This is a genomic window from Burkholderia pyrrocinia (assembly GCF_022809715.1).
Classification (GTDB): Bacteria; Pseudomonadota; Gammaproteobacteria; order Burkholderiales; family Burkholderiaceae; genus Burkholderia; species Burkholderia pyrrocinia_C.
In genome coordinates this window covers 249,438-264,479 of record NZ_CP094459.1, presented here as the reverse complement: position 1 = coordinate 264,479, position 15,042 = coordinate 249,438, and the positions used below count along the sequence as shown (strand labels likewise).

Genomic DNA, 15,042 nt, shown 5'->3' with positions numbered 1-15,042 from the left:
CCTCAGTACGAGTAACCCTGGATGCCGTAGTTCGTGTCGTGACGACGCCCCCACCACGGGAGATAGGCGTTGTCTTCGCCGCGTGCACGGAACCAGTCGCCGTTCGGGTTGATCGGTGTGAGCTTGGACGGCGGAAGGATGACAACGGCGGTCGGATGGCCAGCGTCCGTTGTGCCGGCAACCAGCGCATTGCCGCCGAAATGATTGATCCGGCCGATCGCGAGTGCGACGTTCGTCAGCGCCGTACCGGCGCCCATGTCGCCGAGCAGCGCCGGCGTGTTGAAGACCTGCTTCGTATAGTCGAATTCAGGCAGCGTTTCCGTGAGCGTCTGCGACAGCGAGGCCAGACGCGCCGATGCCGAATCGCTGCCCTTGCCCGCATCGTGCACGACGAACTGGATGCTTGCAGGGTCGACGTTGGCGTTATGGGCAGCCTGCGCGATCGTCGCCTTCCATGCCTGGACAGCACGCGTGGTGCCGGCCTTCGCCTCGTAGTCGCTCACCTTGCCCGTTGCAGCCTTGCCGATCCATGCGAGCGGCTCGCGTTCGGTCTTCAGATCAGGGCCGGCGAGAAACAGCACTGTGAGGTTTTCGTTCATCTGCTCGTCTTTGGGCGGAAAGCTTGGCGCGTCCCAGTTCATCACCCACACACTTTCCTGCGGATGCTTCTGCAGATAGTCGAGCGCTGCGTTCAGTGACGTGAAGCCGGCATTGGCACCGCCGACGTGGATCTGAATATCCGGTGGCGTATCCTTACTCCACAGATCGGGGAAAGATTTGCTCCCAATTGAAAAAGCCGTGATCATCTCGTTGCTAAGACGCGAACGGGCCTCCTGAGGAGGGAGTCGTGCAGGAATCGCGAGTTCAACTCGGATTCCCGCCAACTCCCGCCAGCGTCGCTTGTCGGATGGCTGAACCGTATAAAAATAATGTCCATTCATCGCGTACTTATTGTGAAGCATAATAAGTAGAGTGCTGATGTATTTCTTATAAAACCCCTTTAAAGATTCATCACCGCCGTTCCCATCCGCAACGATAGCGACGGGTTTAACCGATGAAAAGCTCTGGGGGTCTGTTCTGACCATGTCGTCGTTCCTGTTCGGTTTGACGAGCCCCATCGTCCACAGTAATTGCCATTCCGTCGGATAGTCGCGACGCTGCAGAGGATTGAGCCACTCCAGCCCAACGACTTGGGCGACAAATGGTTTCTCCTGAACAGACGCGGACGGAGCCTGTGCCGAAACGGGCTGTGCGGCCTCCACGTTCGCAGATGACCATGCCGTGGCAAACGCAAAAACAGCAATCCCAGCCAAGGCCGGCAATCCTACCCATCGTGTCATTTCTTCTCCCATACTTCGCGTCTGGTGGCCATAACCGGTCACTTCAATTGCCACGGCGCCAATTACAAGCAATGCTGACGCGAATGCCAGGGCGAGCCGTCGTGAGCGGGAGGCAAAAAGCGATCTCATATCACCTCCCCGATACCGAGCAATGTACCACCTTGCCGCGTGTCGTCGATCGTATCTGGCAGCGTCGCTTCATGGTCACCGGAGACCCAATCGACAAGCGATTCCTTTTTCATCGTGCCATAGTTGAAATATTCTGAATAAACATTATTGGGATTATCGTCACCCAACTGATTACCGAACCGCCAGTCTGCTTCAACCCGAAACTCGTTCAACTGTTTGAGCGAGATTCGACAAATGCCGATCGCGACATCGTAGGCCAGCGCCAACCTGGCGTGCTTTGGATTGGTCATGATCGTCGAATGGTTCGTCGGGTTATTCACGGCCTGGCCGAGGATGTGCACGATCTGCTTGTTTCGCCACTTTTCATACCCCTCGGGCATTTGGGCGTTGGGTCCAGCCTCTCCGATGACCACGTCGTCCTTGACCCAGTCCGGGTTATTGTTGTGACGGGCCTCCATGCGTGCGATTGCACGATCCTCGTAGCGCTGTGACGCCTCGCTGTCTGCATCGCCCTTGGGTGCCATCTCGGCTGCATGCTTGCCCTTGGCCTTATACGTGTCGTACGGATCAGTCGTGTTGATGCTTGTCTTGTTCTTGTTACGCGCAGCCGCCACCGGATCGTTGTCCTCATTGAAATCACTTTCCGCATTGCCGTCCCTGACGTGTACGACCGCCCCATAGCGGATCGCCTGCGGGAAGAACGGCTCTGGCAGGCCCGGCGCATCACACAGGACGTGCCAATCCTTCGGCGGGTCCGCGTTGGTGCGAAACATACCGAACGCCGAAGTCGCCGCCGTCACGATATACAACGCAGGAGCAATCGCAATGGTGCCAACCTTGCCATACCAGTGCTCATTGCCTCGCAGCGCCTTGACCAGGTTGTATTTGGCGGGGGGCGATGTGGGATAGAAAAACAGCTTTGACGAGCCCTTGTTGTAGCGCCAGTCATGCTCCCACGTCCGATAGACGACAGGGGATGCCTGGCCGACCTGAAAGTTGGTGGCGAACACGCGCTGCGTAAACAGGCTCGCGCCCTTCACAAGCTCGACCTCTTTCGGATGCAATCCTCGCCAGCCCATCCCCTGCACCGGGGCTGCGGAAATCACCTGATCGTGCGGGCACGAGTACAGGGTCACGCGCCCATAGGTGTGGTTCTGGACGCCATACTGCTTCCTGTCACTATCGGGATCGTAGGCGGGCTTGCCGTCTTCGCCCGGCTTCATGTTTGCCATCATCATCCGGTAGTCGAGCGGGTCGCGCTGATCTTCCGCATCCTTGCTCTGCGCGATCAGTTCGAAGAACGCCTTGAGGGTCTTCACCCGCGCCTGCGAGTCGACCCGACCGCGGTTGCCCTTCGAATCTTGGTCGTTACGCTCGGTCCAGTGCTCCATAAAAGGCGAGTTGTCCCCCTCGATGGCGCCGACGATGCCATACGGCGGGTTGGCGAGCACATAGGTGTCGGCCACGCATCTCACACCCGCATTCTTCGACAGCCGGTCACCGAGGAACGCGGAGGCGATGCCGACCATATTGCCCTGGCTATGGCACACCACCGTGATCGGGACATCATTCTGAGCCTTGCGGATAGACCCAATGAGTTTCGCCAGACGCAGCGCCCCCATCACGTTGTACATGCGCGGCGGCGTTTCGAAGATCGGGCGCTGCGTGGGATTGATGCCCTGCACGTTGATGAACCCGAAGATGCGCGGATCGACGCCCGCATTCCACAAATCCGGCAGGCTGCCGCAACCATTCGCGAATGGGCCACCACCCCAGTAGTTCTGTTCGTTCAGGAAGATCGCATCGCCGTAGCGCTTCAATTCCTCCGCGTTCGCTTTGTAGCCCCAACGGAAATGAATGACGGGCGAGTAGGTATTTTCGTCCGGTTGCAGATAGGTTTTCGACGTGAGCTTCGGGTTGATGAACCCATCATCGGTCAGGCTCTTCATGTAATGCATCGGTCCCATCTGGCCGGCCTGCGGACCGCGATGCGTCAGATGATCGTCTAGGCGTCCGAGCCGCTGGTTCAGGCCGGCGCACAGACCCTCTTCGCCCGGTTCGAACCACTCGCCCTCCGAGTTCACCCCATGCACAAAAATCACGATGCCCGGCAATGGCATCTGCATCACGCACAGGTAGTCCGATTGGCTGAGCGTCATCACGCCATTGCCGTTTGCGACCAGATAGCGATTCTGCGAATCGTCCCCGCCCCCCGACGCGCCCCCGCCTGAAGGCGTGCGCGGATCGAGACCGCCACCGTCGTTCGCTGCGGCCTGCGCCGACGGATTGTTTTCAGATGCAACCGGACTAGCCGGTGCTGTATCGGCAGTGTCTGCCATGATTTTTTTATCCCCCGGTCAGGTCTTGTTCTTGAAGAAATTCACGACGAATGGTTCGAACTGGTTGCTCTGGATGGGAGCAAGCTTGCCCGCTGCGTCGGATTGCCCCTTCACCACCTCGCCCGACGCTTTCGTGATTTCCGCCTGCATGCCCTCTACGGCCTGACCGTCGGTCGGTCGCACGAGCTTCGGCACGCGCCCGAGCGGCGCATGGTCGAACTTCGGCATGTCCGTGCTCATGCTCGCCGGCCCCTGCCACGAGTGCCCGGCGGACTTCACCGTGAACGTGCCGGGGCACCCCAGCTCGATATCGCTGCCGTGCAGTTTCAGGTAGGCACCGCCGGACGTCGTGAAGACCACCTCGTCGCTCGCCATGCCGGCGAGCTTGCCACCGGCCGCAGTGAACTGAATGTTCTTCGCGGAATCGATCTGCGTGTCGTCGTTCTGGCTCTGCAGCGTCACCTTGCCCTGATTCGCGATCGCCGAGACGCCATCGCTGTGCGCGAACATCGCGACACCGCGGCCGCCGTGCAGCGTGATGCGCTGGCCGCTGGTCAGCTGGACATGTTGCTGCGCGACCTGGTCGATGTTCTCGCCGGCGTACGTCACGTGGGTCTTCGGAGTCATCGCGACCGAGCCGGCTTGCGCACCGAACGCCATCAGCGCCTGCGATCCGGCCGCATCGCCGGTTCCGGTGCCCGACGCACCGCCGCCGCTACCGGGCGTCCAGCCCTTGAACGCCGCGGCGACTGCCTGCTGGCCCGCCGTATCGCTCGCCTGTCCGCCATGTTGACCTGCGTAGTCGCCCAGCGACTTGAACAACTCGGTGCACTCGCCGAGCAGCCGCAGCAACTCATCACGATCGAGCTGACCGCCGCTCGCCTGCGAGCGCGCGTAGGTCGTCAGCAGAATCCCTTGTGCGGCCCGCAGCGCGGCGGCCGCGTCGGTGCGCAATTCCGCGCCCTCTCCACGGTCTTGACCTCGGCCGTCCTGACGGGGCTGCGTCAGATACCCCAGATTCAGTTGAGAATGCGCATGTTCGCTCGCCAGCTGACTGGAAATCTGACCCGGCGTGTCGTCGAAACGCAGCTGGTTATACCGACGCCCCTTGATTTCCTTGGTCTTGATCCCCGACACGTAGCGGTTGCCGGGAAGGTTGCCGATATGGGTGAAGGCCGCCGGCGGGTTCACGCCGTTGCTCAGCACATTGATGATGATCAACCGGTCCGGATCGCCGCCGAGGCTGCCGATCAAGACTTCCATGCCGACACGCGGCAGAAAAAGCGAACCAAAGCTTCCACCCGCGAGGCTCGCTCCGACACGGATCGGCGCACTGTCGCCGGCGTTGTCGTTCGTGCCCGCCCCCTGGGCGTGCGCATGATCTACCGGATCGAGGCCGTGGATCCGCACACGTACGCGGCCATCGGCATCGCAGAACACTTCCTCGCCTTGCTGACCGACGATCGTACCGGTGAGCAGGTGCACGGGTGGCAGGTCGATCTTCGGATCGTATGCCGGCGTGAGCGGTACGCCCCGGCGCACGCACGTGAAGCGGTTCTCGTAGCGCGTGTCGGGTTCGGCTGCCGCCGCCGGCTGCCGGGACGGCGACGGATAGGCAAGGTGCCGGCTCGCCGCAAACAGCGCCTGCACTCGGTCGGTCAGTCCTTTCGGGAGGTTGTTCCAGACGTCGTGGTCGATTGACGTGATCACGAACTGCCGCTTGTCCGTGGTCTGCATGTCCCATTCGGGGTCGCCGGTCAACGTGATCCAAGCGCCGACGGCCAGGTCGCGCACGCTGCTCACGCCATCGTAACGCTCGGCTTCGAACTGATGCGCAAGCATCCGGGCGCGTGTGAGGCGCTCGTGGTCGTTCCACGAGTCGCCCATATGCGGGATGTCGATCGCGACGTCGGTCAGCAGTTGCGCAAGATCGTTGCCGGCCTCGCCCTGATTGAGACTCGTGGCGACCATCGACTCGTCGATACGCGCCTTCTTGTAGTCCCATGACGGACGGCCGACCTGCCCAGGCGTCAGCCGCTGATGCAGTGCGAACAGCGTGACGGTGTCGCGCTCCTCCGTGGCGGCGTCGCGCGGATGCAGTCGTACCGTGCCGGCCGGTGCTTCGGGCAGCGACATCGGTTCGTCACAGCACACGAGCGTATGTACGGGCGTGTCGTCGTGGTTGTCGCGCGCGCCTTTGGCCGAGCCAGCATTGGCAAACACCGTGATGCCTTCGCGCCGCAGCAGGCGGCGCACAAACTTCGCATCCGATTCGTTGACCTGCCGGGTCAGCTCGCGTGCCGGATACCGGTCGCGACTCAAGCCGGACAGGTCGAATTCGAAGGCAGCAGCCAGCGCCGGGCTGCGATGACGCCATTCGTTGAACAACGTCGCGAGGATATCGACGACACTGCTCTGGCGGAATACGCGGGAATTCGTACGCTTGTCCATCAACGACAACGCGTCGCACACGGTAAGCTGGTACACGCACAACTCGCCGTCGCTCTGGCCGATCTGCACGTCCTGGACGATTGCATTGACGAGGTGCAACTGGCCCCGGTCGGTAACAAGCCGGATTGAGACGGGGACGCCGAGGAACAACCGCGGCGACAGATTGTGGCGGGGCGACACACAGGTTAGATGCCCGTGAATACCGGTCATCAGCCCTTCGTGCACGTGCGCGTGCTGCAGCGCAAGCAAGTGCCCCAATGCGCCTTGCGCCTTGCCAAAATTCAAGGCTACCGGCCGACGGTTCCAGTCGACCACCCCCGATGCGAAGCTGCTTATTGTTTCGCTTATCGACACAGCCGTTCTCTCAATATTGTTGTAAACGTATTGGATTCGGCTTTGCGACTCGCGTCACGGCACGGTCACACTACCGATTTGTGACAGCGAAGATATCAAATTTGTGGGGATAATTCGACGCCCGACGACTATCCATGCCGTTTGCCGACACAATCTGACTAAAATTGACGGAATCCCGCATGAGGCGGACAAGGCGCCGGTCGCCGAGGTCGCGTAAAAGCACGGGGCCAGCGAACAGCGATCAACAATTGGCAACGGCATGTCGGCCACCTGGGAGCCGTTAAGAGCCTCAAGCAATTCGAGCGGGAGCGCGCGCGGCTGAAAAAGAGCTGGCGGAGAAACGTGCGTGCACGCTGATATCGAACAGAAAAGCAAAAAGCCGGCGCAAGGCCGGCTTTCTATTTGCGAAACATAAGGCTGCACTTTGTGAAAAGAAGCATAACCCTGCACTCGGTGCAAAATTATCCTTCCAGTCTCATACGACCGAGCCCTTCAAATTCCGTTGGTGGAGCGGAGGAGGATCGAACTCCCGACCTTCGCATTGCGAACGCGACGCTCTCCCAGCTGAGCTACCGCCCCAACAGTCGACCATCATACACATGCATTTCCGCGCTTGGCAATAGGGGTTTCAGCACCCCTGAAGCGTCACTTTGACGGCGCGCCAGCCAGCACCCATTCGACCACCGAACGGACGTCGGCGTCGCTCATGCGCGGGTGCGCCGGCATCGGAATCGCACCCCAGACGCCGGAACCGCCTTCCTTCACCTTCTTCTGCAGCTTCGCCACGGCCTGTGGATCGGACTTGTAGCGGGCGGCGATATCCTTGAACGACGGGCCGACCAGCTTGCGGTCGACCGCGTGGCAGCCCATGCATGCGTTGCCGCGCGCCACCTTCAGGCCGTCGCCGACGTCCGCATGCGCGGCGCCTAACGTACCGGCCACGAGCACCGCGGCCGCGGCGCCCTGCACCATCCACTGTTTCATCTGCTTCATCTGCACGATCTTCATTGCGGCGGTGCCTTCGGGTTGCCCGGGTGCACGTTCGACGAATTCGAGATCGGCGCGGGCGGCTGCAGCGGCGTGGACTGCACCGACGCGTCGGGCACCGCCCCGACCGTCGCGGTGTCCGCCGGCGCGGCGGCAGCCTGCGTGCCGGATGCGCCGCTCGCGGGCGACGCGGCCTGCAGCGCCTGCGCGTCCTGCGGCTTGACGTACTGGAACACCTTCACGACCTTCTCGACGCCCGGCACCTGGCTCGCGGCTTCGGCGCCGCGATTGCCTTCGTCGACCGTCACGAGACCCATCAGGTACAGGTTGCCGCGCTCGCTGACGACCTTGTAGTAGTTCGCCGAAATGCCCTTCGTCGCGATCAGCTCGGACTTCACGCGCCCTTCGAGGTACGAGTCGTTCGCACGCGACGACAGCGACGCCGCCGGCTCGACCGACAGCTCGTTGACGATGCCGTTCACGTTGTTGATGCCGCGCACGATTTCCTCGGCACGCTGCTTCGACGCATTGTTCGGCACTTCGCCCGTCAGCAGCACGCGGCGGTTGAACACCGTCACGTTCACGTGCGACTGGTCGGGCAGCCCGTTGTTGATCTGCGAAAGCGCCTTGACCTGGATCTCGCGATCTTCCGTCTGCGCACCGAGCGTACGGCGATCGGTCGCGATCAGCGCGCCGCCGCCGGCCGCTGCACCCACGACCCCGAGCACACAACCCTGCAGCGACACGGCGAGGCCCGCCGTCAGCGCGGCAAGCAGCGTGGTTCTGACGAGCGTCTGTTTGACGCGACTTTGATTCATCGACGGCTCTCCTTCGTTCAATCCTCACCCAGCAGCATCGCGTCGATGCCGTCGCACAGGCAGTGGATAGTCAGCAGATGGACTTCGTGGATGCGCGCCGCGCGGACGGCGGGCACACTGATCGGAATATCGGTGTCGGACAGCGCGGCCGCGACCGCGTGGCCGTTGCCGCCCGTCAGCGCGACGACGGTCATCTCGCGCTCGTGCGCTTCGTCGATGGCCGCCAGCACGCGCGGCGACGCGCCGGTCGGGTCGAGCACCAGCAGGATGTCGCCGGTCTGGCCGAGCACGCGCACCTGCTGCGCGAACAGTTGCCCGGCGGCCGCCGCGCCCGCGAGGCCGGCCTGCGACGCATCGGTGGCCAGCGCGATCGCGGGCAGGCCCGGACGCTCGCGCTCGAAGCCGCCGACGAGCGACACCGCGAGATAGTGTGCGGCGGCGGCCGACGGGCCGTCGCCGCACGCGACGATCTTGTTGCCGTTCGCCAGCGCGGCGAACATCGCGTCGACCGCGGCTGCGATCGGCAACGACAGCGCGTCGGCCGCTTCGGCATGAAGCGCCGCGCTGTCGCGAAATTGTTGCTGAATACGTTCGACTGACATCGATTCCTGGTGAACTGGGCGCGTGGCACGCATCGCGCGACATCGTGGGTGCGGCGAGTTTACCGTACTCCGGCACCCTCTCCAGCGGTCCGGCAAGAACTCTTTACATCTCGTCACAGCTCGCCGCTACGCATCGTCGGTACGAAATGCGTCGCGCAGCCATGCGAGCCGCCCGGCCTCGAACGCGACGACGTCGAAACGGCACGCGGCGCCGGCACCGTGCCGCGCCCAGAACTGGAGCGCCGCGGCGACCAGGCGCCGCCGCTTGCGCCAGCCGACGCTCGCGGCCGCGCCGCCATGCCGGATGCTGCGCCGCGCGCGCACTTCGACGAATACGAGCACGCCGTCGGGTTCGCGCATCACGAGATCGAGCTCGCCGCCGCGCATCGTCACGTTCGCCGCGATGCACACGAGGCCGCGGCGTTCGAGAAACTGCCGCGCCCGCTGTTCGAATGCCGCGCCGACCGGTTTGGATCGCGCCGCACCGGAAAAGTTGTCACCCGCGCGCGGCAAACCGCGCCCGCCATCCGGCCGCGCCGGCGCCGCGTGGCACAATGCCGTCCTTGTTCCGCTTGCGCCGCGATTGCGCGCATTGCCTGCCATGACTGCCCTCCTCGAACTCGCGCATACGCAGCACTACCCGAGCGCCGCGCTCTACGTGGTCGCCACGCCGATCGGCAACACCGCCGACATCACGCTGCGCGCGCTGCACGTGCTCGGCCTCGTCGACCGCATCGCGGCCGAAGACACCCGCAACACGGGCCAGCTGCTCGCCCGCTACGGGATCTCGAAGCCGCTCGTCGCCGTGCACGAGCACAACGAACGCGAAGCCGCGCAGCGCGTGATCGAACTGCTGCGCGCCGGCGAACGCGTGGCATACGTATCGGACGCCGGCACACCCGGCATCTCGGACCCCGGCGCGCGGCTCGTCGACGCAGTGCGCGAGGCCGGCTTCGCGGTGATCCCGCTGCCGGGCGCGAGCGCGGCCGTGACCGCGTTGAGCGTGGCCGGCGGCTGGGCCGGCGCGTTCACGTTCGCGGGCTTCCTGCCGCCGAAGGCCAGGCAGCGCGCGACCGCGTTGCAGGCGCTGGTGTCGCACCCGTACGCGCTGGTGTTCTACGAAGCACCGCACCGGATCGCCGAAACCGTCGCCGCGCTCGCCGACGCGTTCGGCCCCGCGCGCCGGCTGCTGATCGCGCGCGAACTCACCAAGCTACACGAGCAACTGTTCCAGGGCACCCTGGCCGAAGGACAGACCTGGCTCGCCGGCGATGCGAACCGGCAGCGCGGCGAATTCGTGCTGGTCGTCGAAGGTGCGCCTGCGACGAGCGGCGATGCCGACGACACCGCGCACGACGCGCTGCTCAGGCTGCTGCTGGAAGAAGTGCCGGTGAAGAGCGCGGCCAAGCTCGCGGCCGCGCTGACGGGCGCGTCGCGCAACACGCTGTATGCGCGCGCGCTCGCGCTGAAGGAAGGCTGACGCGCGACGGCGCCGCGCGGAAACGACAAAGGGCTGCCGGAAGGCAGCCCTTTGTGCATGAGCGGACGATCCGCCGCGTTACTTCGCCGAGACCGACGCGAGCATTTCGTCGCGCGCGTCGCGCGCTTCCTGCGGCGACAGCCCTTCGATCTTCACGCGGCCCGTGCCGGCGTGCACGAGGCCGATCACCTTGGCGGCCGCGTACGACAGGTCGAGCACACGGCCGCGCTTGAACGGCCCGCGATCGTTGACCTTCACGACGACCCACTTGCCGGTCGACGAATTCGTCACCTTGATGTACGACGACAGCGGCAGCGTGCGGTGCGCGGCGGTGAGCGCGTTCATGTTGAAACGCTCGCCGTTCGCGGTGCGGCGGCCGTGGAAATCCCGGCCGTACCAGGAGGCGCGCCCCGTCTGGCGGAAGTCGGACACATCCTTGCCGTCGATCGGCTCGGCGTCCGCCAGCGACGGCTTCTTCGCGTCCTTGCTGTCGGCAGCCGGCATCGACGCCAGTGCGGAATCGAAATTCAGTTGCTGCTTGTCGTTGCCCGTCTTCGCGGCAGCGGCCGTCTTGTCGACCGCGTTCTTCTGGTTCGCGCTTCCGGTGGTCTGGCTGGGTGGCACCGCACAGCCCGTCAGCGCAAAAAATAATGCAATGGTCCCGAATCGACTCGGAAATCGTACGTTCATCGACGTGTCGCCTTCTGGTTCGGGCCGCTCCTTCACGACGCTGTTTCACAGCGCACATACGCGGCCCGGACGGCAAATGCGTGCACGCCCCGCTCGAATGCGAGCAGGCGGCTAGCATGGGCGCGGCTTTCGTCTATGCCGCAACCGTCCTGATTAGCTTTCACGTCTGGCGCAACCTGTCCCCAACAGCCTGACCAGACCCCACATGCCGCCATCGAACATGGCTTCACGTTCGCGCGCGTCGATACGACCAACGCACAGGAACGGCGGCACAGGCCTCATCCGGCGGCGCGGCAGCAGGGCCGCAGGCGGGCGCGCAGCACCCGGCCGGACAAGACGTGAGCACCGAATGCTCGGTGCTGGATACACCGCCGGACTCCCCGGCGGCTGATGCTTGACGGTGATTTCGACGCCTCTTTTAACGGGGCCGAAACACCAGCGAATTGCGTGAAATTCACGCGCAATGGGGCGCATTATACATAAATCAAAACGCCATCTCGAAAAGGCGCCCGGCCGGACCATTGATTCTCGCTATGGCGGTAACAATCGACATGCTCCGGGATTGCCCGTAGACGCGCGTCGCGCGGTGCGCCGCAAGGGCGGCAGGCAGCGCGCGCGACCGGTACAATCGCTCCTTTTAGCCGCCGGTATCTCCATGAAAGTCACGCTCATTCCGGTCACGCCGTTCCAGCAGAACTGCTCGCTGCTCGTCTGCGAGAAGACGGGCCGCGCCGCCGTCGTCGATCCGGGCGGCGATCTCGACCGGATCGAACAGGAAGTCGCGCGGCAGAACGTGCAGGTCGAAAAGGTGCTGCTCACGCATGGGCACATCGATCACTGCGCGGGCGCGAAGACGCTCGCGACGCACTACGGCGTGCCGATCGAGGGGCCGCAGGAAGAAGAGCGCTTCTGGATCGAGAAGCTGCCGACACAGAGCGAGCGTTTCGGTTTTCCGGCCGCCGAAGCCTTCGAGCCGGACCGCTGGCTGAACGACGGCGACACCGTGCGGTTCGGCGACGAAACGCTCGAGGTCTTTCACTGCCCGGGCCACACGCCCGGCCACGTCGTGTTCTTCAGTCGCGCGCATCGCGTCGCGATCGTCGGCGACGTGCTGTTCGCGGGCTCGATCGGCCGTACCGATTTCCCGCGCGGCAATCATGAAGACCTTGTCCGTTCGATCAAGGAAAAACTGTGGCCGCTCGGCGACGACGTCACGTTCGTGCCGGGTCACGGCCCGGTGTCGACGTTCGGCGACGAGCGCCGCACGAACCCGTTCGTGTCCGACAAGGTGTTCGGATGAACCAGACCGCCATTCAGGAAATCTACGTCAGCACCGACGTCGAGGCCGACGGCCCGATTCCGGGCCCGCATTCGATGCTGAGCTTCGCATCGGCCGCCTATACCGAGGACAAGCAGCTGATCGCGACGTTCTCGGCGAACCTCGAGACGCTGCCGGGCGCACAGGCGCATCCGGTGCAGGAAGCATGGTGGAAGACGGAGCCCGAAGCGTGGGCCGCGTGCCGGCGCGACCTGCAGGCGCCCGAGGCGGCACTGGTCGCGTACGTCGACTGGGTCGAGGCGCTGCCCGGCAAGCCCGTGTTCGTCGCGATGCCGGCCGGTTTCGACTTCACGTTCATGTTCTGGTACATGATGCGCTTCGCAGGGCGCTGCCCGTTCTCCTGGTCGGCGCTCGACATCAAGACGCTCGCGTTCGCGATGACGGGCCTGCCGTACCGCAAGGCGATCAAGCCGCGCTTTCCGAAGCACTGGTTCGACGACCATCCGCATACGCACGTCGCGCTCGACGACGCGATCGAGCAAGGCGCGCTGTTCTGCAACATGCTCGCCGACCTGCGCCGGCAGCAGGCCGCGCTCGCGGGCCTCGCGGTGTCGGATACCGATCGGTCGGAAAACGCGGGGACGGGACAAAACCCCACGGATCCGCGAGCAAATTAGCGAATCTCGCTCAACAGCGCCACGCCAGATTGCCTTTCCTTTCCCGGCCCTCTAACATTCAGCGTGTTGTAGCTGCCGCATGGAGGCGCAGGTGACGCTCGATTCCTTTTCGCAAAAAATCCTTCGCCTGTTGCAGCTCGACGCGCGCCGTTCCGTACAGGAAATCTCCGACCAGGTCGGGCTGTCGAGCACGCCGTGCTGGCGCCGCATCAAGGACATGGAACAGTCGGGCGTGATCCAGCGCTACACGGCGCTGCTCGATCGCGAGAAGCTCGGCCTGCACGTGTGCGCGCTCGCGCACGTGCACCTGACCCGCCACAACGAAGGCGGCGTCGAGCAGTTCGAGCGCGAGATCGCGACCTGCCCGGAAGTCACCGAGTGCTACAGCACGACCGGCGAAGCCGATTACATCCTCAAGATCGTCGCACCCGACATCAAGGCCTACGACGTGTTCCTGCACGAACGCATCTTCAAGATCCCGGCCGTGTCGCAGGTGCGCACGAGCGTCGTGCTGCGCGAGATCAAGTTCGACACGCAACTGCCGCTGTAACGCGCGGCCCCGCGCGGACGGCCCGCGCTCGCGGGCATCGCATCACGCCTGCGCGGGCATCGTGCGCGTGAAGCCGATCCGGCGCGCGCCGAACTCGCGCTTGAGCGCGTCGGCGTCGAGCCGGCCGGCCAGCGCCGCATCGGTGTCGCCCGGATCGCTCGCGAGCGTCACGTCGATCTCGAGCCCCGTACTCAGGTAATGCAGGTTGATCGCCGCCGCACGCAGGCCGCGCTGCGCGAGCGCGGCCTCGAGCCGTGCCGCGATCTCGCCGCGCGGCGGCAGCGCGAGCGCCGGACGGCGCGCCGCATCGTTCTCGGGGTCGACGTGGATCAGCGCATCGAGCACGCGCGGGTCGGACAGTACACGTGCGCGCGCGGTCTCGGCGATGTAATGCCCTTCGGAGACGGAGATCTTCGGATCGACGAGGATATGCGCGTCGACGAGCGCGGCATCGCCCATCTTGCGCGTGCGCAGGTCGTGCACGTCGCGTACGCCGGGAGTCTCCACGAGCAGCGCACGGATTTCGGCCGTGTCGGTCGTGTCGAGCGCGCGGTCGGAAAGGTCCTGCAGCGCGTCATAGCCGAACGTCCAGCCCATGCGCGCAACCATGAAGCCGACGATAGCCGCCGCGATCGGGTCGAGCAGCCGCACGCCGGCCAGGCTGCCGACGATGCCGATCGCGACGACGAGCGACGACGCGGCGTCCGAACGCGCATGCCATGCGTTCGCGACGAGCATCGCCGAGCGCACGCGCCGCGCCTCGCGCAGCATGTAGCGAAACAGCGCTTCTTTCGACACGAGCACCGTCAGCGCGACGACCAGTGCGGAAAAATGCACGGCCGGGATGTTTTCGAGATTAACGAGGCGGTCGCCGGCGCGCCAGAGCATGCCGATTCCGACCGCAATCAGGATAGCGCCGAGAAACAGCGACGCGACCGTCTCGTAGCGGCTGTGCCCGTAATTGTGGTCGGCGTCCGGCGATGCGCCGCTATGCCGATTCGCAACCAGCACGACGAAATCCGAGATCAAATCGGAAATCGAATGCACACCGTCGGCAATCAACGCCTGCGAATGCGCAATCGTGCCGACGACGATCTGAAATGTCGCAAGCACGACATTCAGCACAATACTGACGAGCGTACTCTTGCGCGCAACTGCGTGCTTATCTGCGCTTTGCGCGTCGCCGGAAAACGTGGACATGAAATATGAGATATCGGTGTGCGATACGCAATTCTATCAAAAGCGCCCCGCGAGACTCGCCAATATCAACAAATTCCTCATTCAAATCAATCGCTTATGCGAACGTGTCGCATTTTCATTCACGCCGGATTATTACAGTTTCATGA

General features: G+C 64.0%; 13 protein-coding genes and 1 tRNA gene. 4 read left to right on the top strand and 10 right to left on the bottom strand.

What is annotated here, in order from left to right:
* Positions 1–2 precede the first annotated feature (2 nt).
* The 8 genes from MRS60_RS01165 to MRS60_RS01130 form a co-directional block, all read right to left on the bottom strand.
* On the bottom strand, positions 3–1,469 hold the full coding sequence (locus MRS60_RS01165) for a virulence factor (protein ID WP_243565108.1): 1,467 nt from the start codon (positions 1,467–1,469) through the stop codon (positions 3–5).
* Positions 1,466–3,628: a T6SS effector phospholipase Tle3 domain-containing protein gene (locus tag MRS60_RS01160; RefSeq protein ID WP_432207832.1), complete on the bottom strand. Its 2,163-nt coding sequence runs from the start codon at positions 3,626–3,628 to the stop codon at positions 1,466–1,468. The genes MRS60_RS01165 and MRS60_RS01160 overlap by 4 nt, the downstream gene beginning before the upstream one ends.
* A gap of 198 nt (positions 3,629–3,826) precedes the next feature.
* Positions 3,827–6,613 carry a type VI secretion system Vgr family protein gene (locus MRS60_RS01155; RefSeq protein ID WP_243565106.1) on the bottom strand — a complete coding sequence of 929 codons (2,787 nt, stop codon included), beginning with the start codon at positions 6,611–6,613 and terminating at the stop codon, positions 3,827–3,829.
* Between the two features lie 503 nt (positions 6,614–7,116).
* A tRNA-Ala gene (locus MRS60_RS01150) sits at positions 7,117–7,192 on the bottom strand.
* Positions 7,193–7,258: 66 nt separating this feature from the next.
* On the bottom strand, positions 7,259–7,606 hold the full coding sequence (locus tag MRS60_RS01145) for a c-type cytochrome (protein WP_432206990.1): 348 nt from the start codon (positions 7,604–7,606) through the stop codon (positions 7,259–7,261).
* An 11-nt stretch (positions 7,607–7,617) separates the two neighbouring features.
* Complete coding sequence (locus MRS60_RS01140) at positions 7,618–8,418, bottom strand: BON domain-containing protein (protein ID WP_034183993.1); 801 nt, start codon at positions 8,416–8,418, stop codon at positions 7,618–7,620.
* A gap of 17 nt (positions 8,419–8,435) precedes the next feature.
* Positions 8,436–9,020: an SIS domain-containing protein gene (locus tag MRS60_RS01135; protein ID WP_105392357.1), complete on the bottom strand. Its 585-nt coding sequence runs from the start codon at positions 9,018–9,020 to the stop codon at positions 8,436–8,438.
* A gap of 126 nt (positions 9,021–9,146) precedes the next feature.
* The gene (locus tag MRS60_RS01130) at positions 9,147–9,575 is read right to left on the bottom strand and encodes a YraN family protein (RefSeq protein ID WP_034183929.1); all 429 of its coding nucleotides are present in this window, start codon (positions 9,573–9,575) and stop codon (positions 9,147–9,149) included.
* 46 nt (positions 9,576–9,621) lie between these two features.
* On the opposite strand from MRS60_RS01130, the gene rsmI reads away from it, so the two are divergent.
* Positions 9,622–10,500, top strand: a complete 879-nt coding sequence (rsmI, locus tag MRS60_RS01125) for a 16S rRNA (cytidine(1402)-2'-O)-methyltransferase (protein ID WP_243565105.1) — start codon at positions 9,622–9,624, stop codon at positions 10,498–10,500.
* A gap of 78 nt (positions 10,501–10,578) precedes the next feature.
* Here the strand turns inward: rsmI and MRS60_RS01120 are convergent, their stop codons facing one another.
* Positions 10,579–11,190: a septal ring lytic transglycosylase RlpA family protein gene (locus MRS60_RS01120; protein WP_034183992.1), complete on the bottom strand. Its 612-nt coding sequence runs from the start codon at positions 11,188–11,190 to the stop codon at positions 10,579–10,581.
* A gap of 655 nt (positions 11,191–11,845) precedes the next feature.
* On the opposite strand from MRS60_RS01120, the gene MRS60_RS01115 reads away from it, so the two are divergent.
* From MRS60_RS01115 to MRS60_RS01105, 3 genes are all read left to right on the top strand, one after another.
* A complete protein-coding gene (locus MRS60_RS01115; RefSeq protein ID WP_243565104.1) occupies positions 11,846–12,490 on the top strand; it encodes an MBL fold metallo-hydrolase in 645 nt (214 codons plus the stop codon).
* Entirely contained in the window at positions 12,487–13,146 is a 660-nt protein-coding gene (locus MRS60_RS01110; protein WP_034183926.1) for an exonuclease, read from the top strand. Before MRS60_RS01115 ends, MRS60_RS01110 begins: the two co-directional genes overlap by 4 nt.
* A gap of 79 nt (positions 13,147–13,225) precedes the next feature.
* A complete protein-coding gene (locus tag MRS60_RS01105; protein WP_006477376.1) occupies positions 13,226–13,696 on the top strand; it encodes an Lrp/AsnC family transcriptional regulator in 471 nt (156 codons plus the stop codon).
* A 42-nt stretch (positions 13,697–13,738) separates the two neighbouring features.
* Here the strand turns inward: MRS60_RS01105 and MRS60_RS01100 are convergent, their stop codons facing one another.
* Positions 13,739–14,896 (bottom strand): cation diffusion facilitator family transporter, encoded by a 1,158-nt coding sequence (locus MRS60_RS01100; RefSeq protein ID WP_105392353.1) that lies wholly within the window; start codon positions 14,894–14,896, stop codon positions 13,739–13,741.
* Positions 14,897–15,042 lie beyond the last annotated feature (146 nt).